The sequence below is a fragment of the Avibacterium gallinarum genome (assembly GCF_002921135.1).
Lineage (GTDB): Bacteria > Pseudomonadota > Gammaproteobacteria > Enterobacterales > Pasteurellaceae > Avibacterium > Avibacterium gallinarum.
In genome coordinates this window covers 20,014-43,039 of the sequence record NZ_PQVJ01000006.1, presented here as the reverse complement: position 1 = coordinate 43,039, position 23,026 = coordinate 20,014, and the positions used below count along the sequence as shown (strand labels likewise).

The window sequence follows — 23,026 nt, the reverse complement described above, 5'->3', positions numbered from 1 at the left end:
TTTTATATACAATATATGTAACGCATAAATTACACTTAAACCAAAGCAAATTCAACTTGTTTTACAAGGAATTTACCAAATAGTGCGAAATTTCTGCCAAACAGGCGGCACATTTTCTGGCAATTCAAGAGAGTGCCCTAATTCAATCCAACCACAAGGGAAATGGAAATCCGACCCGACAGAGCCAAGCAAACCTTGTTCAAGTGCCCAGCGTGCGAGCAATAAGCGTTGATCTTTGGTTTGTCCGCAGCCAGAAACTTCAATGGCATCGCCACCACTTTGGGCGAAATCCGCAATCAGTTTTTTCAGCCATTTGGTGGTTAAGGTGTAACGCAATGGGTGTGCTAACACCGCCACACCGCCTGCTTGGTGAATAATGTCAATTGCGCTAGGAATATCCACCCATTCCGCTTTTACATAAGCCGACTTCCCTTGCCCTAGATAACGTTTGAAAGCCTGATTAATATTAGAAACCTTGCCGATTTCCACCAAATAGCGCGCATAATGCGCTCGGGTCACTTCCCCTTGGGTAAATTTTTTCGCCCCATCAAAGGCATTTTCAACGCCTAACTTCGCTAATTTCTCACCAATTTTCACCGCTCTTTCTAAGCGTTTTTCCGCTTGCTGCTGCAAAAGTGCGGTCATTTTGGGGTGAGTTTTATCAAAATCTAATCCCACAATATGAATGGCACGATTTTCCCATTGGGTAGAAATTTCTACGCCATTAATCAGTGTGATCCCTAATAAATCTGCCTGCGCTTGTGCTTCATCTAAACCAGCCACGCTGTCGTGATCGGTTAAAGCCAGCACGGAAACTTGATTATCATAAGCGCGCTGCACCACCTCTTTAGGGCTTAACACCCCATCTGATGCACTGCTATGGCAATGTAAATCATAAATTTTTTGCATTTTTGTTCCTAAATAAAATGAAAAAGTGCTGTCATTTTTTTGTGATTTTCCGCCTTAAAAAGATAAAAAATAAAGGCGGACATTCGCCCGCCCTGTTAATCGCCTTATTCCTTAATATAGGCTTGTTTATTGCCATTTCAAGTACTGTATAAATCTATCGCCTGTCGTATCAATTAACAATGCTTAATCAATTCTTTAATTAACGCCGGCCCTTGGTAAATTAAGCCTGAATACACTTGCAATAATTGTGCACCTGCTGCGATTTTTTCTTGCGCGCTGGCAACACTGTCTATGCCGCCACTGCCGATAATCGGGATTTCGCCGTTTAATTCTTGATGTAACCGTGCGATGATTTGCGTGCTTTTTTGTTGCAACGGCTTACCGCTTAGTCCACCAATTTCTGTCGCATTTTTCAAGCCTTGTACATTGTCGCGTGCAATGGTGGTATTGGTGGCGATCACACCATCAATCTTGTTACGTCGTAACGTATCGGCAATTTGTACCAATTCGGCTTCGGTTAAATCTGGTGCAATTTTCACGGCAATCGGCACATATTTATTATATTGGCTTGCCAAAATTTGCTGGCGCGCCTTAATGCTTTGCAATAAATCTTCTAACGCATCGCCATATTGCAACTGGCGTAAATCTGGCGTGTTGGGCGAGGAAATATTTACCGTAATGTAATCCGCATAATTATAGGCTTTATTCAAACAATAAAGGTAATCTTCTTTGCCCCGTTCAATAGGGGTGATTTTGTTTTTACCAATGTTTATGCCGATTACGCCGTCAAAGCGTGCTTTCTTGACATTTTCAATCACATAATCAATGCCCTGATTATTAAAGCCGTTGCGATTAATAATGCCTTCCGCTTCAATTAGACGAAACTGGCGTGGCTTTGGGTTACCCTCTTGCCCGAGCGGTGTTACCGTTCCCACTTCAATAAAGCCAAACCCCAGTGCGCCAAAGCCGTCAATAGCTTCGGCATTTTTATCCGCCCCAGCGGCCAAGCCAATGGGATTTTTAAACTTCACGCCCATTACCGTTCTTTCCTGCCCTTGCGGACAAGCTAATAAGGCTTTTATTAGGGTAACAAAAGGCGGTTTGCCAGCCAGTTTTAATAGCTGAATAGTTAAATTGTGAGCATTTTCAACATCAAGGCTGAAAAGCGTTTTTCGGATTAAAGGATACGCATTCATTGTTTTCACTCGTTTATCTCACTGGATAGTTAAACTGTAAAAAAGTGCGGTATTTTTTACCGCACTTTTGTTGGGATTATTGTAAGGCTTTTTCGATTTTTTCGAATAAATCCTTAGACAGATTTTCTACTTCGCTCAAGCGTTCTAAGGCACGTTTCATCAAGGTTTGACGCTGTGCATCATAACGTTTAAAGCGAATTAATGGCTCAATTAATCTTGATGCCACTTGCGGATTGGTTTCATTTAAACGAATTAAAATATCCGTTAAGAAACGGTAGCCAGAGCCGTCCGCGGCGTGGAATGCGCGTGGGTTTTGGCTAGCAAAACTGCCCACGAGTGCGCGTACACGGTTTGGATTGTTAAAGTTAAAACTTGGGTGATCCATCAACTGCACCACAATTTGTAGCACATCAGCATCAGGGCGCGTAGCTTGCAAGGTGAACCATTTATCCATCACCAAGCCATCGTGCTGCCATTTTTGTTCAAAATCCGCCAATAATTCATCACGGCAAGGTAACTGTGCTTTGGTCGCCACCGATAACGCCGCCAAACAATCGGTCATATTATTTGCGTTTACATAGTGCTTATACACTAAATTATTGCCTAAATGGGTGTAAGCCAAATAGTTCAGGCACAGATTACGCAAAGCACGCAAGGCAATATCTTGTTGCACCACGCGATAATCTTCCAAATGAATTTGCTGATAAATTCGGAATAAATCTGATTTCAAATAGTCCGCTAATGTACGCAACATAAAATCACGCACCACCGCGATGCCTTCAGGATCAATGGTTTTGAATAATTCCGCAAATTCCGTTTCTTTTGGTAAGGTCAGAATTAAGGTAGTTAATTCAGGATCTTTCTGATGATTTTCTAACACTTGATGAAGTGCGCTCAAAATTTCTTGAGAAAATTCAAGGGGTTGCCCTTGTTGATATTGCGATAAGTTACGACGTAACTCATTGCTAAATAGCATTTGTGCAGCGTCCCAACGAACGAAGTCATTTTTCGCAAATTTCAATAAGGTGATAAGCTGCTTAGTGCTGTAATCATAATCTAATCGCACTGGCGCAGAAAAATCACATAACAAGGCTGGTACTGGACGTGAATAAATATTATGAAATTCAAAGGTTTGCGTTTGTTCCGTTACATCTAGCACATCACTCACTAATTCGCCATGATATTGCAAAGATTGCATAATGCCTTGTTCATCATAAAGGGCGATTTTTAATGGAATGTGTAAATTCACTTTATCCATTTGATCAGCTGTTGCCGGCGTATGCTGTGAAACTTGCAGGCGATAAATATGAGAGCGCTCATCATAACTATCACTAATGGTGAGCTCTGGCGTACCGGATTGGCTATACCAACGGCGGAACTGGCTAAGATCAACGTCATTGGCTTTTTCCATTGCTTGCACAAAATCTTCACAAGTGGCGGCTTTACCATCGTTTTGTGCAATATACTCTCGCATTCCTGCTTGGAAACCTTGTTCACCTAGCAAGGTGTGTAGCATACGAATTACTTCTGCCCCTTTTTCATACACGGTTACGGTGTAGAAATTATTCATTTCAATCACTTTTTCAGGGCGAATTGGGTGCGACATTGGGCTGGCATCTTCCGCAAATTGCACGGTACGCAAGAATTTCACATTATTAATGCGATTTACCGCACGCGATCCCGTATCAGAAGAAAATTCTTGATCACGGAACACGGTTAAACCTTCTTTCAAACTCAGCTGAAACCAATCGCGACAAGTAACACGATTGCCTGTCCAGTTATGGAAATATTCGTGTGCGATCACGCTTTCAATGGCTAAATAATCTTCATCTGTGGCAGTTTGTGGATTGGCCAGCACGAATTTATCGTTGAAAATATTCAAGCCTTTGTTTTCCATTGCGCCCATATTGAAGAAATCGACCGCAACGATCATATAAATATCTAAATCATATTCTAGCCCGAAGCGTTCTTCGTCCCATTTCATTGATTTTTTCAGGCTGTGCATCGCCCAATCGGCACGATCTAAATTGCCGCGATCCACATAAAGCTCAAGTTTTACTTCACGGCCGCGTTGAGTGATAAAACTGTCTTGTAAAACATCAAAATCCCCTGCCACTAAGGCAAACAAATAGCTCGGTTTTGGGAAAGGATCTTGCCATTCCACCCAGTGAAAACCATTATCCAATTCCCCACTGGCAATGCGGTTGCCGTTAGATAATAAATAAGGGTATTTAGCTTTTTCTGCGGTGATTTTGGTGGTGTAACGGGCTAGCACATCGGGGCGATCAAGCATATAGGTAATTTGACGAAATCCTTCTGCTTCACATTGTGTACAAAGGGCATCGCCTGATTGATATAAGCCTTGTAATGAGGTGTTCTCGGCAGGTTTCAGATAGGTTACAATTTCTAACTCAAATTGCTCCGCACTTTCTTTCAAACTGCTTAAATCTAACGTTAGACTTTCGCTATCTTGTTGATAATGTTTGAAATCTTCCCCATTTAAACGAATCGCCGCAAATTGAAAGCTATGGCCGTCTAAACGCAAACTGGTTGCTTCTGGGTTTAAACGTTGATACTGGCTTTTGGCGGTTACCACGGTTTTTTCTGGATCTAATTGAAAATCCAAGAAAATATCCGTTACGGTAAAATCTGGCAAGCGATAATCTTTTCTATATTTAGCTTTTGTCTGCATATATGACACCTAGTATGCTTGTTGTTTTAAGAAGGTTATCCAATATGAAATCTTTTAAGATTAAGGTAGAAAAATTGTTGTTAGGATAAGATTTTTAGTCCAAAGTTGCAAGAAAAACAAACTGTTCTGCGATTACTTAATTCGCTTATCTCACTCATTTTTCACCAATCAGTCCTCTTGCTACCACCTTAGGCAATCGTTTGCTTACAGGACTTAAGATATGCTATTCTAGTGCGGTTGTTTTTTGTTAATTTTTGTTGTGAATAGGAAAAACTATGCCAGACCAAAAACCAAGTCAAAATGCTGAAATTGCCATTGTAATGGGGTCAAAAAGTGATTGGGCGACAATGCAGGAAGCCGCGCAAATTCTCGCTGATCTCAATGTTCCCCATCATATTGAAATTGTTTCTGCGCACCGCACACCAGATAAATTATTCCAATTTGCTGAAAATGCCGAAAAAAATGGCTATAAAGTGATTATCGCAGGCGCAGGTGGTGCAGCGCATTTACCAGGAATGATTGCCGCAAAAACCCTTGTTCCTGTGCTGGGTGTGCCAGTAAAAAGTTCAACCCTAAGTGGCGTGGATAGCCTTTATTCTATCGTGCAAATGCCAAAAGGCATTCCCGTTGGTACTTTAGCTATTGGCGCGGCGGGCGCGGCAAATGCGGGATTATTAGCCGCACAAATCTTAGCTCGTTTCAATCCTGAGCTTGCGGCACGTTTACAACAATTCCGCCAAAATCAAACCCAAACCGTGTTAGATAATCCTGATCCGCGTGATTAATACACGCCAAAGTGCGGTCAAAATTTTATGAGTTTTTTGAAAAATCACGGTATTATGTAGCAGTTGCACAAAGATTTAACTCAGTGTTTCTGCTACATTTTTCTTATCTCATTGTAATTTAAAGGTAAGAAAAAATGAATGCGTTAGAAAAGTTATTGATTGAAGAAATTTCCCTTGCAGAACAAGAAAGGGCTGAATTTGAAGCTAAGATAAAGGGGTTAAATCAGAAAATCTTAGACTATCGAACTGCGCTAAATCACGCAAGAGATTCAGATTTTTCATTAAGTAAGAAATCTCGCAATGTTCGTTTTCAGTCATCACCACGTCAATTAGTGGCGCATATCCTTAAAAAGCAACCTGAAAAATGGTTTCATACGAATGAAATTACCCTTCAAGCATTGAAATTAGATAACCAGCCTATTGATAACGGTGTGCCACGCTTACATTTACAAACAATGCATAGCACACTAAACCATCTTGTTAAACATTCATTGGTTGAGAAAAAGGTAGAAGGGAAAACGTGTTATTGGCGTTTGAAGGCAATGTAGTTATATTTTCAATCTCCACCGCACATCATTTGCTTTTAATGCTACTCGTTCTACTACGCCTTTATTAAGCCAATGCTTCAATGCACCACGAACTGAAACAGTATGTTGCGGTTGAATGATGGGGTCTTGTTTATCTCGAATAAGGACAAGTTCCGTTAATTCATTAACAGTAAAGTAATGATTTGGTTTTACTTTCATTTCAGCAAGCACCATTTGGCGTAGTTTTCCCTTGAAACGATGCTGATAAGTGCGGTAGGTATAAAGCTCCGTATTGTATTCATCAGTTAGCGCTTCTTCTTGCATAACCTCAATGGCTGCTTGTAGTTTATCAAGTTTACTTTCCACCAAAGCAAGGTGTTCTAGCACTTGTTTACGTTCACGTTGCAAGCGGTCAATTTTTGCCTGAATTTGACTTAAATAGATTTTCTTTGCCATTACATCGCCAATCGTTCTACTTGTCTATGGTTGCCTTGCCAGTAGCCTTTCCAAGCATTATCTGATGACGTGCTGAGGCATTTACTGGTGATATCATTGAAAATGGTTAAATTATCCAGTTTACGAGTATCTTCACGATAGGCGACTTCGTTGGCATAGTTATCAAGATAAATGTTACTCATCTTATGGACTTGTCCGTAATACATTCGTTTAAAGCGAGCGAAGTAACTTTCGGCAAGGTTGTTGGTAATGCCTTCATCACTACGATATTCACGTTGATGATTTACTCGTTGTAGGTCGTAATTTACCATCAATTCATCATAGGCTGAGTTTTCGTCCGCATGAATACGGCTGTTTGGCTCAATGTACGCCGTGGCTAATTTCTTCACCGTTTCTGTGTTCTCTGAGAGAATAGGGAAAGTGATGGTTTTCTTTGCACCCACTAATTGCGGATTAGAAGCCCTTTCTTGTTCTGAATAACGCTCACGCATCACTAATACTGCACGTTTGTTAGGATTAGTATTTTCTTTTAATCGTCTATCTACACGTTCCGCCTTTTTATTCTTTGGGCGTGGCGCAGAATGTACATAAGTTCCATCTATATGTATTTCGCCTACTAGGGGGAATAACTCACGTTGGATAATCAGGCTTTCACGAATCTTATGCGCAAGGGTAAAAGCCGTTTTGTATTGCACATTCAAATCTCGAGAGAGCTGGCAAGCGGAAATCCCTTTTACCGCATTCACAAATAATGCAATAGCGAATAAGTAGGTTTGAATCGGTAACTTGTGATTCGCAAAAATCGTCCCTGACGTAATGCTAAACGTGTGTTTACAATGTTTGCACCGCCATTGTTTACGAGTAGAAATAAAGTAGGCTTGGTGTCGTACACCACATTTCGGACACACTACATTTTCTTGGCTTCCCCAACGTAACGTACAAAGCATTGAAAACGCTTCCGCATCAGATAGACGAGCTATCTTGATAGGCGAAAGCGTTCGAGCTTTGCTTGTGAGAAGAAAATGAGATGCCATATTGCGGTTATACCTTGATTAAATTAAAATATGAAACATAATTCATATTGATTGTGCATAAAATATCACAATCATTCACTTTTAACAAGAGAAATGTGAAACAATGTGCATATCAGATAGATTAAAACAGATTTTAGAAGTAAAAGGCATGAGTATTAGAGAATTCTCAAAACTGACTGGAATCTCTTATCGTTCAGCCATGAATTATCTCAATGAAGGGCGTGATCCGAATGTGGAGGGATTGGTAAAAATTCATAAAGCATTAGGAATTAGTATCACTTGGCTATTAACAGGTAAAGGGGCTATGTTCCAATCAGCTACGAAAGAAAGTGATATGTCTAATCAAGAAGAAAAATTGATCGCTGATTACCGTTTAATGCCTGAAAATCTCAAAGAAGCCTTTGCAATTTCTTTTAAAGAAATCTCAGAAAAACAATAATTATCACTTGACATAAATTAAATAAGGAACAAAAAATGTCCCTACAAGCCTACAAGCCTACAAGCCTACAAGCCTACAAGCCTACAAGCCTACAAATAGTTTATTCCCTAAATATCAACCTTGCAAATTTATTTTGGGAGGTTGCTAATGACTAATTCAATTAAATTAGAAACTATTCTTAAAGATAGTCAATATAAATTAAGTCAATTTACACAAGAGCAAATTGAAGAATTAGAAACTAGAATCATCTCTAAAGAACAAAAAGGTAAAATAACCTATTTCGTTCCTTGTCTTATTCGAAAAAAAGAAATTAAGCTCACACCTGAAGAAATCATTAGACAACTCTACTTATCTACACTTATCAATAAATACCAATACCCAATAGATAGAATTAATGTAGAAAGTACGGTAAATTTTGGTCGAGAAGAAAAACGTGCAGATATTATTGTTCGAGATAAAGATAATATTAATTCAGCTTATATTATTGTTGAGCTTAAAAAACCAAAACTAAAAGATGGTAAAGAACAACTAAAATCTTATTGTAATGCGACAGGTTCACCTATAGGGGTTTGGACTAATGGCGAATCTATTTCATTCTATCATCGTAAGGATCCAAACTATTTTGAAGATATATCTAACATCCCTAACGTGAATGAAAAACTATCCGATATATTGAATGAAAAATATACCATTGATGATTTAATTAAACATGATAAATTGGTAAATGAAAGAAAATCTTTAAAAGATCTTATTTTAGAAATGGAAGATGAAGTGCTAGCAAATGCTGGAATAGATGTATTTGAAGAGGTATTTAAACTCATCTTCACAAAACTTTATGATGAAATGCAAAGTGGAAGAAATAAAGATCGATATTTAGAGTTCAGAAATAATGGTAATACAGAAATTGAATTAAAAAATAAAATTCAATCTTTATTTGAAAAAGCGAATGAAAAATGGGAAGGCGTATTCTCTGAAGATGCAAAAATTCAACTTACGCCATCACATTTATCTGTTTGTGTGTCATCTCTTCAAGATGTGAAATTATTTAATTCTAACTTAGATGTAGTTGATGAGGCTTTCGAGTATCTAATAAGCAAATCAAGCAAGGGCGAGAAAGGGCAATATTTTACCCCACGTTATGTTATTGATATGTGTGTAAAAATGCTTAACCCTACAAAAGATGAAAGCATAATTGATACCGCATCAGGTAGTTGTGGTTTCCCTGTGCATACCATTTTTTATGTGTGGGAACAAATTCTGAAAGAGAAAGGATTACATAAAAGCCATTTATTTACTAGCGAAGAAAAACCTGTCGAATGTACAGACTATGTAACTAGCAAAGTATTTGCGATAGACTTTGATGAAAAAGCTGTTCGTGTAGCAAGAACCTTAAATCTTATTGCAGGTGATGGGCAAACTAATGTTCTGCATTTAAATACTTTAGATTGGGAGCGTTGGGACGAAAAAACAGGTAATACAAAAAAAGAAATTGTCGGCGATACTGAATGGCTGGATACCTATGGCGAAGGTTGGAAAAAAATCAGAAAACTTCGAGCAAACAAAGATAGTAATAGAGATTTTAAATTTGATGTATTGATGGCGAACCCACCATTTGCAGGCGATATCAAAGAAACTCGAATTTTAGCTAAATATGAATTAGGAAAAAAATCTAATGGGAAAGCTCAGACAAAAGTTGGGCGTGATGTTCTCTTCATTGAGCGTAATTTAGATTTCTTAAAAGATGGTGGCAGAATGGCAATCGTATTGCCACAAGGTCGCTTCAATAATAGTTCAGATAAAGCTATTCGTGAATTTATTGCTGAACGCTGTCGCATTTTGGGTGTAATTGGATTGCACGGCAATGTATTTAAGCCACACACAGGGACGAAAACCAGTGTATTACTGGTACAAAAATGGGACGATGAACTTTGCCCGAAAGTGGACGATTACCCAATTTTCTTTGCTACGATGCAAGAACCAAGCAAAGACAATAGTGGCGATAAAATTTTTGTTCGCAATGCTGACGGAAATCCAGTATTAGATAGTCACGGACATCTAATCGTTAAACACGACCTTTTTAACCACGAAGGCTTAACCCAAGACGGTATTGCTGAAGCCTTTTTGGAATTTGCCCAAAAAGAAAAACTCTCTTTTGTGGGAAAGGATTAAGCCCCTTTGATAACGTTAAGTATCAAAAGTTATTGGAGGGGTTGGAGGTAAAAGAGGTTTCTTTTAGTAAAACATTAACAAATAAAGATTTCCGTTTTGATACAGATTTTTGGACAAAAGAACCTATTTTAAATCCAAAATTAGATTATAGAAAAATTGGGGAATGTTTAAAAACTTCTCAATATGGTATTTCTATTGAAATGAATGAAAATGGTATTGGAGTGCCTATTTATCGAATGAATGAAATTCACAATATGATGTGTGATTTTTCTGTATCTAAATATGCAGGCATTACAAATAGTGAATTTAAAATATTTGAATTAAAAGATAGAGATGTCTTATTTAATCGTACAAATTCTTTTGAATGGGTTGGTAGAACAGGTATCTATTATAAACAGATGAATAAAGATTTTGTGTTTGCATCTTATTTGGTGCGCTTTGTACCCGATGAAAATATAATTTTGCCTGAATACTTAACAGCTTATTTAAATTCAAAATATGGTGTTTGGGATTTAAAGCGGAGGGCAAGACAATCTATTAACCAAACAAATATAAATCCAGAGGAGGTGAAAGAAAGTTTTATTCCTATTTTGCCAATGGCTTTTCAATTGAAATTAAAAGCTAAATTTGAACAAGCTCGTGATAATTTAATTCAATCTGAATTAAGCTATAAACAAGCTGAAACGCTATTATTAGAAACCTTAGGCTTACAAGATTTCCAAGCCAAAGAACAGGCGGTGAATATTAAATCTTTTTCTGAGACCTTCGGACTTTCAGGGCGATTAGATGCGGAGTTTTATCAGGAGAAGTATGAAAGTTATAAAACTAAAATTGAAGCGTATTCAAATGGTTTTGAAACAGTAAAAAATGCTTGTAAACTAAAAGACGGCAATTTCAATCCGAAAGAAGATAACAGTTATCACTATATTGAACTTTCTAATATCGGCAATTCAGGCGAAATTACAGGCTCAACCGTAGATTTAGGCATTGATTTACCTAGCCGAGCAAGACGAAAAGTCACGAAAAATGATGTTATCATTTCAAGTGTTGAGGGTTCTTTGGCAAGTTGTGCGATTGTGTCAGAAGAATATGACCAAGCGATTTGTTCAACAGGGTTTTATGTAATTTCATCAGATAAAATCAATTCTGAAACGTTATTGGTATTGTTTAAATCAGAACCATTGCAACAGCTTTTAAAGCAAGGCTGTTCAGGAACCATTTTAACGGCTATCAATAAAGAGGAATTTTTAAATATTCCTCTACCGTTGATTGACAAGGAAATTCAAACTGAAATTGCTCAACTTATCCAGCAATCTAACCAACTTAGAAAGGAAAGTAAGAATTTATTAGAGCAAGCAAAATTGACAGTAGAAAATGCAATTATGGGAGAAATGATAAACTAACAGAGAATTATAACTTATTATAATCAAACTTGCTTTGAACCTGTGAATTTCCCTTAATGGAAATTCTTGGCTTTTGCCTTAAACAACGTGTATTTAGTTAGCGTTAATATCTTTGTTTGGCATCGTAAGTATGCGGTGCGTATTCCGTATTCAGAGAATTAAATGCTTTAAGCTGACCTATTTTGATAGGTTGGCGATTTTTGATGTCTAGCGTTTAGAGAAATGCTTTGAGCACCTTATACACACAAGGAATACTTATGGCGCAGCATTATCTGCTTTCAAGCAAATCTAAAAATTTAAATCTCAAACAAATCTTTCGCTTAAATGAAGAGGAAGCCTTCCAACTTTTAAAAGCCAACCGTTGGGAAAATCCTGATAAAATCCTCCAAAGTAGTACGTCTAAATTATAGAATAAGCCACTTAAGACAATCACTCAAGGTGTTTAAAATATCATCAATTAAACTTGTCAAAAAATTTCTCTTGACAGAACTAAGACCTTTTTGGCACTCGCTATATTCAAAAATGCAGAAAATTTCAAAAAGCACTTGACAAAAGAAAACGCTTGACAAGCACCCTATAAAATAATACCTTTTTGTCCACAGAGAATAGTCCCTTCATTATGACTTTGTTTTTTTAAGCCTAAAAAGGCTTGGAAATTTCAGAGTTTTAATGAAGGGATTTTTGTTTCTATGGCACAACATTTTCGGTTATCAGCGGCAGCACGCCAGCTATCTTTAGATAGCTTGGTGAGTTTGTCTGATGCCGAGATTTTTCAGCTATTAAAACAAGCTCGATGGGGTAATGTAGATGAAATAAACGATGTTATTTGTCCGCATTGCCATACTCGCCACCACGCCTATTTCATTTCTACTCGTAAACAATGGCAGTGCAAACATTGCCAACATCGTTTTTCTATTACAGCAGGCACAATTTTTCAAGGTGCAAAACTTTCTTTGCGTAAAATTGTATTGGCAATTTTCTATTTTGCGACTGAAAGCAAGGGATTATCCGCCATTACGTTATCACATAAGCTCAACGTGCAATATAAAACAGCGTGGGTACTGCTGCATAAATTCCGTGAATCGCTTGATAAAGCCAAAGATTTAACACAATTAAGTGGCGAAGTTCATATTGATGGAGCTTACACGAATAACTACATTCGCCCTAAAAATTTCCGTCATAAACGTATTGATAGACGGAAGAAACGCTATCAGCGTGTGGATAAGTCTTGTGTATTGGTATTCCGCCAACGTGCGGCGAATCAAGCCGTGATGAAAGGGGCTGATAGAAGTATTGTAGCCTTAGTTAAAGAAGAAAATACGAAAGACATACTGGATTTAACGCAACGCTTAGTCAAACCAAACAGCAGGATTCATACTGATGAACATTCTTCTTATGACAGTTTAGCCTTTCATTATGATTTATGGCGAGTAAGCCATTCGAAAGAATACTGTTCAATTGACGGTATAACGAATAATCTTGCCGAATCCTTTTTCTCACGGCTACGGCGAGCAATTACAGGCATCTATCACAAGATGAACAATAAATATCTGATGTTCTATGCCAATGAAATAGCATGGCGAGAAGATAATCGTCGAAAAAGTGTCAAAGAGAAATTTGAGCAATTACTAAGATGTTGCTTAAACACCTTGCCATCACGAGATTTTATAGGGTACTGGAAAGGTAATAAAAAAGCCGAAGCATTGTTTGGTTTAGCAAGCCTGACTGTTTCAAACGATTCACACTACCTAAATGCAGCGTAACATTGCAACAAAGAGGGTACAAAATGACTGAAAAAAGAATCAATACAGACCTAACAAAAATGTCTTACGAGCATTTTCAAGCATTTATGCAAGGGATTGCTTTGCTTTATTCTAACGTGAGCTTTGAGCGTAACTACATGTCCTTATTCAGTGACTTAAGCTCAATGGCGAAACATGTTGAACGACTACCTTCGGATTTCTTTACTTTTTATGGAGCGTATGAAATTGCAGGTAATCAAGTTGTACTTGCTGTGTTTAGAATTAACCTCTCTGAATCAGAGAGCGATGAAAGTCCAAATATCTCAGATATTGAAGTGAGTTTTGCAGAAGATGAACGTAATCTACGATGCTCGGTTCGAATCAGAAAATATCTCCCCCAATCGGATTTTGTAGCAAGGGCAAATGTTGCCTATCCACCAGTAATGGAAGATTTGTTATGGGAAAAAGATTCTGTCAGTAAAAAATCATCTAAAAAGACATCTTCTACTGAAATGGAAAATCCTGTTTGGGATTTTGATAACGATGTTTCTTTTTAAGTAAGTTACATCTTCAATACCCTTTAAATCAGAAAGCCTTTAACTTATCATTAAGCTAAAGGCTTTATTTTTAGCGGTTAATTATTCACTTTTGGGTTTTGTGCAACTGCTACATAATACCGAAAAATCAATAAAATTACACCGCACTTTATTGTTGCAATTCAGTCTATTTTATTTGTTCTTTCGTTATCAGCTGACTTACCTAACTGATTGATGTATCATTTGACAATCATCAATTTACTCTTTTCAAATTGGAAAACAATTAATGGCTACATTTAACCAAGAACTCATTCAGCAAATTCTCGCGGACAACGTTCCTGATTCGCTTCACTCCCTAAAAGATGTTTTGCGTTGGGCATACAGCACTTTTAATCGCTCTGATTTATATTATGGACACGGTTATGACAACGCTTGGGACGAAGCGCAACAACTCGTATTAACCGCATTACAACTCCCCCCCGATTTGCCCACTGAGCTTTATGATAGCCATTTAACACGAAGCGAAAAAGCAAGTTTATTGGAACTCATTTTGGCACGCATTGAACAACGCATTCCTGTGGCATATTTAACTAATCGTGCGTGGTTTTGTGGATTGGAGTTTTATGTCGATGAACGAGTGATCGTGCCTCGCTCCCCTATTGGTGCCTTAATTGAAGACCGCTTTTCGGGACTGCTCACCAAAGCACCACAACGAATTTTAGATATGTGTACAGGCAGTGGCTGTATTGCAATTGCCTGTGCGACTCAATTCCCAAATGCCGAGGTTGATGCCATTGATCTCTCTACCGATGCTTTAGATGTGGCAGAAATCAATATTATGCACCACAACCTAAGTGATCGAGTATTCCCAATTCAATCGGATCTATTTAACAATCTTCCCCAAGATAAATACGATCTTATCGTGACCAATCCTCCTTATGTGGACAAAGAAGACCTTGACGAGATGCCAGAAGAATACCACCACGAGCCAGAAATGGCGTTAGGCTCTGGCATTGATGGACTCGAAATAACCAAACGAATCTTAAAAGCTGCACCGGATTATTTAGCCGATGACGGAGTATTAGTCTGTGAAGTAGGGAACAGTATGATCAACCTAATAAAACAATTCCCTAACACCCCATTCCAGTGGCTGGAACTGAAAAACGGGGGATTAGGTGTTTTTGCGTTAACCAAAAAACAACTGGTTGAATTAAATCGTTCTTGATTATTCCCAAAATAAGTGCGGTGGAAAAATAGAAATTTTTCCACCGTTTCTTTGAATTAAAACTATCCTTGATCCGATAACGCCGCAAGCTGATCAGCTTGGTATTCGGTGATGATTGGTTGGATTAGCTCGTCCATTTTGCCGTTCATCACTTCATCTAAGCGATAGATCGTTAAGTTGATGCGGTGATCAGTAACACGGCCTTGTGGGTAGTTATAGGTACGGATTTTATCCGAACGATCGCCCGAACCAAGCAAGTTACGGCGTGTATCTGCTTGCTCCGCTGCTTGGCGTTCTTGCTCTGCTTGCACAATGCGAGAAGCTAGCACCGACATTGCTTTGGCTTTGTTTTTATGTTGTGAACGCTCTTCTTGGCATTCCACCACAATGCCTGTTGGAATGTGGGTGATTCGCACCGCTGAATCGGTAGTATTAACGTGCTGACCGCCTGCGCCCGATGAACGATAAGTATCAATGCGCAAATCCGCTGGGTTAATTTCTGGCAATTCGCTTTCTGGTAATTCTGGCATTACCGCTACGGTACAAGCAGAAGTATGAATTCGGCCTTGCGATTCCGTTTTTGGCACGCGTTGAACTCGGTGTCCGCCCGATTCAAATTTTAACTGACCATATACATTTTCGCCGCTGATTTTGACGATCACTTCTTTATAACCGCCCTGCTCGCTTTCATTGGCGCTGAGCATTTCCACACGCCAACGCTTACTTTCCGCATAGCGGCTGTACATACGGAATAAATCACCCGCGAAGATCCCTGCTTCATCGCCGCCGGTTCCTGCGCGAATTTCTAAATAGCAGTTATATTCATCGTTAGGATCTTTCGGCAGTAATAAAATTTGTAATTGCGCTTCTACTTGCTCAATTTCGGTTTTGCATTCTTCAATTTCTTCTTGTGCCATTTCACGCATACTTGGATCATCAAGCAATAATTGGGCTTCTTCCATATTGCTATTTAACTGTTTCCAGCGTGCAAAGCATTTCACAACGTCTTCAAGTTGAGCATATTCTTTTGAATAGGCACGAAATTTTTCTTGATCGCTAATGACTGAGGCATCGCCAAGCAAGGCTTCTAGCTCTTCGTGGCGTTCATTTAAACTATCTAATTTACTGATAATAGAGGGTTTCATTTGTTGACCTATAAAATCCACTGACAAAAAACGGCGCTTATTCTAGCACGATTTCGGTAAAAATTTATAGCAGTAAGCAAAGTTCAGCGTATTTATGTACAAAGAAAAATTCGCTCATTTTGCACCGCACTTAATAATTTGAATAGTTAAGCGTTGGCGTTGGCTTTGGTTAAATATAAAAAAATCTGTACCTCAAGTTCTTGAGCTTAACTCAGCATTTGAGATACAGATTAGTAAAGCCGTCTTTTAGGGTGGATTATTTCCCAATCACTTCCAATCCGCCCATATATGGACGTAACACCTCTGGCACGGTGATGCTGCCGTCTGCGTTTTGGTAGTTTTCAAGCACAGCAACAAGGGTGCGGCCAACGGCTAAGCCTGAGCCGTTTAGGGTGTGAACAAGGCGTGGTTTTTTCTCGCCTTTTACACGATAACGAGCTTGCATACGGCGCGCTTGGAAATCCCACATATTTGAGCAAGAAGAAATTTCGCGGTAGGTGTTTTGTGCTGGCACCCAAACTTCTAAATCGTAAGTTTTGGTTGAGCCAAAGCCCATATCACCGGTACATAGCAACACTTTACGATAAGGCAGATTTAACAACTGCAACACTTTTTCCGCGTGGCCAGTGAGTTCTTCCAAGGCTTCCATTGATTTTTCTGGCTCTACGATTTGTACCATTTCTACTTTGTCGAATTGGTGCATACGGATCAAACCACGCGTATCACGGCCGTAAGATCCTGCTTCTGAACGGAAACAAGGGGTATGCGCGGTCATTTTAATTGGCAGTTCTGCTTGGTCTAAAATTTCATCACGCACAAGGTTGGTTACTGGCACTTCCGCCGTTGGAATTAAGGCGTAAGGTTGCTCCCCTTCTAGCGGTTTGGTGTGGAATAAATCTTCGCCAAATTTTGGTAGCTGCCCTGTGCCATAAAGGGTGGCGTGATTAACTAAATAAGGCACATAGGTTTCGCTATAACCGTGTTGTTCGGTATGCAAATCCAGCATAAATTGCGCTAGCGCACGGTGCATTTTGGCAATTTGCCCTTTCATTACCACAAAACGTGCGCCGCTTAATTTCACGCCCGCAGCAAAATCTAGCCCTTGCAAATGCTCGCCTAAGGTAACGTGATCTTTCACTTCAAAATCAAAGGTTCTTGGCTCGCCCCAACGAGAAATCTCCACATTGTCGTTTTCATCGTTGCCTAGTGGCACTTCATCGGCGGGGATATTTGGAATACTAAGGGCAATTTCTTGCAGATCCGCTTGCACGTCATCAAGTTGGCTTTTTGCCATACTTAATTCAATGCCCATATTATCCACTTCCACCAATAATGGCTCAATGTCTTCGCCGCGTGCTTTTGCCGCACCAATGGCTTTTGAGCGTGCATTACGCTCTGCTTGTAAGGTTTCGGTTTTAACTTGTAGAACTTTGCGCTGTTCTTCTAATTCTGTGATACGCGCTACATCTAGCTCAAAGCCACGTCTTACTTTTAATTTTTCTGCCACTTCCGCAAGATTATTGCGTAATAAATTTGCATCAATCATTTTGTTACCTTTAGAAAATAAATATGCTCAAAAAACCGTTCTATTTTAGATCGGATAAAAAAATAAACTAGGGTCTGTTGATCATTCATTTTGCATTTGAGTGTTCAACAGCGCCTAAACTACTTACCAGATTTATAACGGATAGTTGTACTTTGCTCGTCAAGTTGGCGAAGTTTTTCTAATTTTTCGCAAATTTGAATTTCCATTCCCCGAGCAACAGGGAAATAATATTGGGTATCTTTCAGCGCTTCTGGGAAATAATTTTCCCCTGCGGCATAAGCATTTTCTTCGTTGTGTGCATAACGATATTCTGCACCATAGCCGAGTTCTTTCATCAAATGGGTTGGCGCGTTGCGTAAATGCTCTGGCACATCATAATCAGGGCTTTCTAAGGCGTGCTTTTTCGCAGCTTTGAAAGCTTGATACACGGCATTGCTTTTCGGTGCAACGGCTAAATAAACAATGGCTTGCGCAATGGCACGCTCCCCTTCGGCTGCCCCCACGCGCGTGAAGCAATCCCAAGCGGCAATGGCCACTTGCATTGCGCGCGGATCGGCATTGCCCACATCTTCTGAGGCAATGGCCAATAAACGGCGCGCCACATACAGGGGATCGCCCCCTGCGGTTAAAATGCGTGCATACCAATACAAAGCGGCATCAGGCGCTGAACCACGCACGGATTTATGCAAGGCTGAGATGAGATCATAAAAACGATCGCCTTGTTTATCAAAACGGGCTTGCCGTTCGCCCAACACTTCCGTTAATAAAGTGCGGTGCAAAAATTTGCCATTTTTGCCCTCTTCCGCCATATCTGCCATTAATTCAAGGCTATTTAATGCAAGGCGCGCATCGCCATTGACATATTCCGCCAGCATTGAAAGCAAATTGTCTTCTAAGATTAAATCAAGGTTGCCTAGCCCTTTTTCTTTGTCATTAATGGCGCGCTGTAACACTTGTTCGATTTCTTGTGCAGTTAAGGATTTCAGCACATACACGCGTGCGCGCGAAAGCAAGGCGTTATTCAGTTCAAAAGAAGGATTTTCAGTGGTTGCGCCAATAAAAATCACCGTACCATCTTCAATATAAGGCAAAAAGGCATCTTGCTGACTTTTGTTGAAACGATGGACTTCGTCCACAAATAAAATGGTACGCTGCCCTGCAAGCCGATTTTGTTTGGCGCGCTCAATGGCTTCTCGAATTTCCTTTACCCCACCTGTTACCGCTGAAATCCGTTCCACTTCCGCATTAATACGTTGCGCAATAATTTCTGCCAAGGTGGTTTTACCTGTGCCGGGCGGCCCCCACAAAATCATTGAGTGAATATGCCCTGCTTCTATGGCTTTGCGTAATGGTTTGCCCACGCCAATTAAATGGCTCTGCCCGTAATATTCATCTAAATGGGTTGGGCGCATTCTCGCCGCTAAAGGGAGGAAATCATTTTCAGCAAAATCAAAAGCAAGATTGGACATTTTTTTCTCTCGTCAGTGGATAATTTCAGGAAAAAATAAGGCTAAATTGTAAACCATTTAGCCTTAGAATTCATTTTACATTTGAGCTATCACAACCGCCCAGAAAAAGTGCGGTGATTTTTTTGTTACTTTTTCTTGCGCTGATCATCCAGCTCCGCACCTTTCGGCACGCTGAATTTAAACAAATTATCTGCCAACGGTTGGTTGGTGATATTACGCAATAAGTATAAATTGGTTTGTCCGTCTTTTTCTGTGGTGCTAAAGTTTTTTAGCACGCCATCAGCATCAATGCGAATATTGAACTGCTTAATATTGCTTTTCGCGAATTTTGGTTTAAGCGTAAAGGTATCCGCTGATTGTGCCACGGTATATTTTTTCCATTGCGCTTGATCGTTGCTGGTAAGCAACACAAATGGCGTATTATTCACCGCTTCAGACACCCAATTTGCCGTAACCTGTTGCACGAAAGGATCGTAAAACCACAGGGTTTTGCCGTCTGACACAATTTGGCTTTCTTGCGGAGATTGATTATCCATTCTGAATAAATTTGGGCGTTTAATGCGAAGTTTGCCTTTGCCTTGTTGAATTTCTTTGCCTTTGGCATCACTCACTTTTTGCACATAATCTGCGCTTAACACGTCCACTTTGTTAAGGCGCGTTTGTAATTCACTCACCGCATCAGCCCAAGCCATTTGGCTTAAGCCTAAAAATAAAAGTGCGGTGATTTTTACTGCCATTTTTTTCATAAATCTTCCTTTAATCCTAAAATAATGGGAAACCATTGTGTTAATCAGACAATAAAATTTCCCATTTGTTGCATTTTCTTTATGCTTAGCTTTGTAATTCGCTGAAAGATTAAACTAATAATCCGAACGGCGGGCTAAAATTTCACGCTTACCATTTTGTAGGGGCGAAACAATGCCTTGTTCTTCCAGCTGATCCATAATGCGTGCGGCACGGTTAAAGCCGACACGGAAACGGCGTTGGATTGATGAGGCTGAGGTTGTGCCAGTTTCGATCACGAAATTCATCACTTCATCAAACAGATCATCAAGATCACCATCATCACCACTTCGTGCTACTTCACCCTCTTCATCATCGGCACTGTCTAAAATGCCATCAATATAATCTGGTTTGCCTCTTGCACGCCAGTCATCAGCCACACGAGCCACTTCGTCATCGCTCATAAATGCACCGTGAACACGGATTAAATCGGAAGAGCCTTGCCCTGAATAAAGCATATCCCCACGGCCTAACAAGGTTTCTGCACCGCCTTGATCAAGAATGGTGCGCGAGTCAATTTTACTCGCCACGGTAAAGGCAATACGGCTTGGAATATTAGCCTTGATCAAGCCAGTAATCACGTCCACAGAAGGGCGTTGGGTGGCCAAAATCAAGTGAATACCGATGGCTCGGGCTTTTTGTGCAAGGCGCGCAATAAGTTCTTCAATTTGCTTGCCTGCCACCATCATCAAATCGGCAAACTCATCAACGATCACCACAATATAGCTGAGTTTTTCCAGCGCAGGTGGCATTGCGTCCATGGTATCGCCCGGTCGCCAAATTGGGTTTGGAATTGGCATTCCCATTGCGTTATATTCATCAATTTTTTCGTTATAGCCTTCAATATTACGCACACGCAAGGCGGATAATAATTGGTAGCGGCGCTCCATTTCGTCCACGCACCAACGCAGCGCATTGGCGGCTTTTTTCATATCCGTAACCACTTCCGTGAGCAAATGCGGAATATCGTTATAAATGGAAAGCTCCACCACTTTCGGGTCGATCATAATAAATTTCACTTCTTCAGGTTTTACTCTGAAAAGTAAACTTAAAATCATCGTATTCACCCCAACGGATTTCCCCGAACCTGTTGAGCCTGCCACCAACAAATGAGGCATTTTGGCTAGATCTACGATCACAGGATTGCCGCTAATGTCTTTTCCTAGCGCCATTGAAAGCAAGGATTTTGACTCACGAAATTCTCGGCTGTCTAGCACATCACGCAGCGGCACCATTTGGCGCTGTAAATTTGGCGTTTCGATGCCAATGTAAGGCTTGCCGGGGATCACTTCTGCCACACGAATAGAGCGGAACATCAAGGCGCGCGCCAAATCCGTATCAATATTGCTTACCTTTGAGGCTTTTACCCCAGGTTGCAATTCCAATTCATAACGCGTTACCACAGGCCCAACCAACACATCTTTTACGCTCGCTTTTACATTGAAATTGCGTAATTGCTGTTCAATGCGTTGCGAGGTTTCTAAGATTTCTTCGCGCGTGATATTTTGTTCTTCCACTTCACGCTTATCCAATAAATCTAAACTTGGCAACGGCGTGGTGGGTTTTTCCGCTTTTGTTACCTGCTTTTGCAAAGCAGGGTGGATTAAGGAATCTCCATAAGGTTTGTAAGTTGGCTGGCTTACCGCAGGCTGAGGTTCAGTCGGCTGATTTAGCGTTGATTGCGTTGGGTTTTGCTCAGCCAGAATATCCGCTAAAGCATCTTCCGCATTGATTTCTTTTGCGCGCTGCTGCATTTCAGCCAAGCGTTGCACTTCTTGCGCAGCGAACTGACGCGCCAATTCGTCCATTTCATTATCTTGCTCGGACAAATTTTCTGTTTCAGAATGATTTTCTAATGAATAATCAGGAATGGATACCCTTAATTCCGGTGCTTGTTCCATTGCAGAAAATTCTGTAGAAAAATCCACCGCACTTGGTAAATCTGCCCCATTTGGTAAATCAGTTAAATTCTTCTGTTCAACAACGGCTTGAACAGGTTTAACCATTGTCTGTTCTGTGCTTACGCCAATTTGTGTGGCTGAGCTCGTTACTGTGCTGGTTTGAGGAATACGCACATTTGGCAATGGTTCTTCTTGCCCTACACCATAATTAGAAAGGGATTCCATTTGGCGTGGATCAAAAAGATCTGGGCTATTGGAAACCGCTTGGCTTTCATTATGTGTAAGTGGCGTTTCTGGCTGAACAAATTCTTGTAAGCCACTAATTTGAATAAAGGTTTGGTTATCTTTATTTTGCTCTTCGCTTGCTTCGTTTTGCGCTGCATTTTCATTTTGTAATGACGAAATTGGCGCAGGCTTTTGGATAATAATTTCCTCTAAAGGCTCAGGCTCGCTGTCTGCTTGTGGCTCGGCGGGCATTGCCATTGCTGGAGTTTTGTCTTCATTCATTGTGAGCCAGTAATAAAATCTCACAAAAAGCTGCACTAAAGCCTTACCTGAACACAAAATAAAGCCTGCAATAGCTGATAATAATGCGCACAAAATCACTCCTGCTTTGCCCAAAACAGGATAAAGGGAAACCACTAAGCTCCCACCTAACACTCCACCAGCAAGATAAGAGCTAGTGTTAGAAAGCAATAAAGTCGCTAATGCGGTTAAACCGCCAAATAATAAAATTCCCCCTAGTGTGCGAATAGCCGCTTTAATCCAAGTGATCTGGGTGAATTTTTTAGTTTTGAATAAATAAATCGGCACAAAACATAAAATAAAAGGAATTAAATTGCCGATATGCCCAAAGAAAGTAAAAAATAAGCCTATAAGCCAAGCGCCCAGTGCTCCCGCTTTGTTGATGGTTTCAGGCTGCGAGGACGAAACCGCCCAAGTGTTATCAAAAGGGCTGTAACTTGACCAAGCAATAATCAAATACAAACCAAACAGGGAAATTGTGCCTAAACACAATTCCGCCATATATTGTTTTGGTGTTAGTTTTGCTGTAATTCGTTTAATCATC

General features: G+C 40.0%; 18 protein-coding genes and 1 pseudogene. 9 read left to right on the top strand and 10 right to left on the bottom strand.

The window, feature by feature from the left end; all coding sequences use genetic code 11:
* Positions 1-72: 72 nt before the first annotated feature.
* The 3 genes from rnm to pepN all read right to left on the bottom strand — a co-directional run bounded on the left by rnm (position 73) and on the right by pepN (position 4,797).
* Positions 73-909 (bottom strand): RNase RNM, encoded by an 837-nt coding sequence (rnm, locus tag C3007_RS01830; protein WP_103852811.1) that lies wholly within the window; start codon positions 907-909, stop codon positions 73-75.
* Positions 910-1,082: 173 nt separating this feature from the next.
* Entirely contained in the window at positions 1,083-2,105 is a 1,023-nt protein-coding gene (pyrD, locus tag C3007_RS01825; RefSeq protein ID WP_103852810.1) for a quinone-dependent dihydroorotate dehydrogenase, read from the bottom strand.
* A 76-nt stretch (positions 2,106-2,181) separates the two neighbouring features.
* Entirely contained in the window at positions 2,182-4,797 is a 2,616-nt protein-coding gene (pepN, locus tag C3007_RS01820; RefSeq protein ID WP_103852809.1) for an aminopeptidase N, read from the bottom strand.
* A gap of 275 nt (positions 4,798-5,072) precedes the next feature.
* Between pepN and purE the strand changes: the two genes are divergently transcribed.
* Positions 5,073-5,582, top strand: a complete 510-nt coding sequence (gene purE, locus C3007_RS01815) for a 5-(carboxyamino)imidazole ribonucleotide mutase (RefSeq protein WP_103852808.1) — start codon at positions 5,073-5,075, stop codon at positions 5,580-5,582.
* A gap of 134 nt (positions 5,583-5,716) precedes the next feature.
* On the top strand, positions 5,717-6,130 hold the full coding sequence (locus tag C3007_RS01810; RefSeq protein ID WP_103852807.1) for a transcriptional regulator: 414 nt from the start codon (positions 5,717-5,719) through the stop codon (positions 6,128-6,130).
* Here the strand turns inward: C3007_RS01810 and C3007_RS01805 are convergent, their stop codons facing one another.
* Together C3007_RS01805 and C3007_RS01800 are read right to left on the bottom strand one after the other, a co-directional pair.
* Positions 6,131-6,565, bottom strand: coding sequence for a DNA repair protein (locus C3007_RS01805; RefSeq protein WP_100296700.1), 435 nt, complete (start codon positions 6,563-6,565; stop codon positions 6,131-6,133).
* Positions 6,565-7,599 carry an IS1595 family transposase gene (locus tag C3007_RS01800; protein ID WP_103852806.1) on the bottom strand — a complete coding sequence of 345 codons (1,035 nt, stop codon included), beginning with the start codon at positions 7,597-7,599 and terminating at the stop codon, positions 6,565-6,567. Before C3007_RS01800 ends, C3007_RS01805 begins: the two co-directional genes overlap by 1 nt.
* A 103-nt stretch (positions 7,600-7,702) precedes the next feature.
* On the opposite strand from C3007_RS01800, the gene C3007_RS01795 reads away from it, so the two are divergent.
* The 7 genes and pseudogenes from C3007_RS01795 to prmB all read left to right on the top strand — a co-directional run bounded on the left by C3007_RS01795 (position 7,703) and on the right by prmB (position 15,113).
* Positions 7,703-8,038, top strand: coding sequence for a helix-turn-helix domain-containing protein (locus tag C3007_RS01795; RefSeq protein WP_065231046.1), 336 nt, complete (start codon positions 7,703-7,705; stop codon positions 8,036-8,038).
* A gap of 147 nt (positions 8,039-8,185) precedes the next feature.
* Positions 8,186-10,207 carry a type I restriction-modification system subunit M gene (locus C3007_RS01790; RefSeq protein ID WP_103852805.1) on the top strand — a complete coding sequence of 674 codons (2,022 nt, stop codon included), beginning with the start codon at positions 8,186-8,188 and terminating at the stop codon, positions 10,205-10,207.
* Between the two features lie 41 nt (positions 10,208-10,248).
* Positions 10,249-11,610 (top strand): restriction endonuclease subunit S, encoded by a 1,362-nt coding sequence (locus C3007_RS01785; protein ID WP_103852804.1) that lies wholly within the window; start codon positions 10,249-10,251, stop codon positions 11,608-11,610.
* A 257-nt stretch (positions 11,611-11,867) separates the two neighbouring features.
* Positions 11,868-11,993 (top strand): annotated as a pseudogene (locus C3007_RS01780) (IS1595 family transposase); the annotation flags it as partial.
* A 306-nt stretch (positions 11,994-12,299) separates the two neighbouring features.
* The gene (locus tag C3007_RS01775) at positions 12,300-13,373 is read left to right on the top strand and encodes an IS1595 family transposase (protein WP_103852803.1); all 1,074 of its coding nucleotides are present in this window, start codon (positions 12,300-12,302) and stop codon (positions 13,371-13,373) included.
* A 23-nt stretch (positions 13,374-13,396) separates the two neighbouring features.
* A complete protein-coding gene (locus C3007_RS01770) occupies positions 13,397-13,909 on the top strand; it encodes a hypothetical protein (RefSeq protein WP_103852802.1) in 513 nt (170 codons plus the stop codon).
* 265 nt (positions 13,910-14,174) lie between these two features.
* On the top strand, positions 14,175-15,113 hold the full coding sequence (prmB, locus tag C3007_RS01765; protein ID WP_103852801.1) for a 50S ribosomal protein L3 N(5)-glutamine methyltransferase: 939 nt from the start codon (positions 14,175-14,177) through the stop codon (positions 15,111-15,113).
* A 62-nt stretch (positions 15,114-15,175) separates the two neighbouring features.
* On the opposite strand, the gene prfA is transcribed toward prmB, so the two are convergent.
* From prfA to C3007_RS01740, 5 genes are all read right to left on the bottom strand, one after another.
* Positions 15,176-16,258, bottom strand: a complete 1,083-nt coding sequence (gene prfA, locus C3007_RS01760; RefSeq protein WP_103852800.1) for a peptide chain release factor 1 — start codon at positions 16,256-16,258, stop codon at positions 15,176-15,178.
* A 256-nt stretch (positions 16,259-16,514) separates the two neighbouring features.
* Positions 16,515-17,804, bottom strand: coding sequence for a serine--tRNA ligase (serS, locus tag C3007_RS01755; protein WP_103852799.1), 1,290 nt, complete (start codon positions 17,802-17,804; stop codon positions 16,515-16,517).
* Between the two features lie 119 nt (positions 17,805-17,923).
* Entirely contained in the window at positions 17,924-19,273 is a 1,350-nt protein-coding gene (locus tag C3007_RS01750; RefSeq protein WP_103852798.1) for a replication-associated recombination protein A, read from the bottom strand.
* Between the two features lie 125 nt (positions 19,274-19,398).
* Positions 19,399-20,019, bottom strand: a complete 621-nt coding sequence (gene lolA, locus C3007_RS01745; RefSeq protein WP_103852797.1) for an outer membrane lipoprotein periplasmic chaperone LolA — start codon at positions 20,017-20,019, stop codon at positions 19,399-19,401.
* Between the two features lie 114 nt (positions 20,020-20,133).
* Positions 20,134-23,025, bottom strand: coding sequence for an FtsK/SpoIIIE family DNA translocase (locus tag C3007_RS01740; protein ID WP_103852796.1), 2,892 nt, complete (start codon positions 23,023-23,025; stop codon positions 20,134-20,136).
* Between the last annotated feature and the right edge of the window lies 1 nt (position 23,026).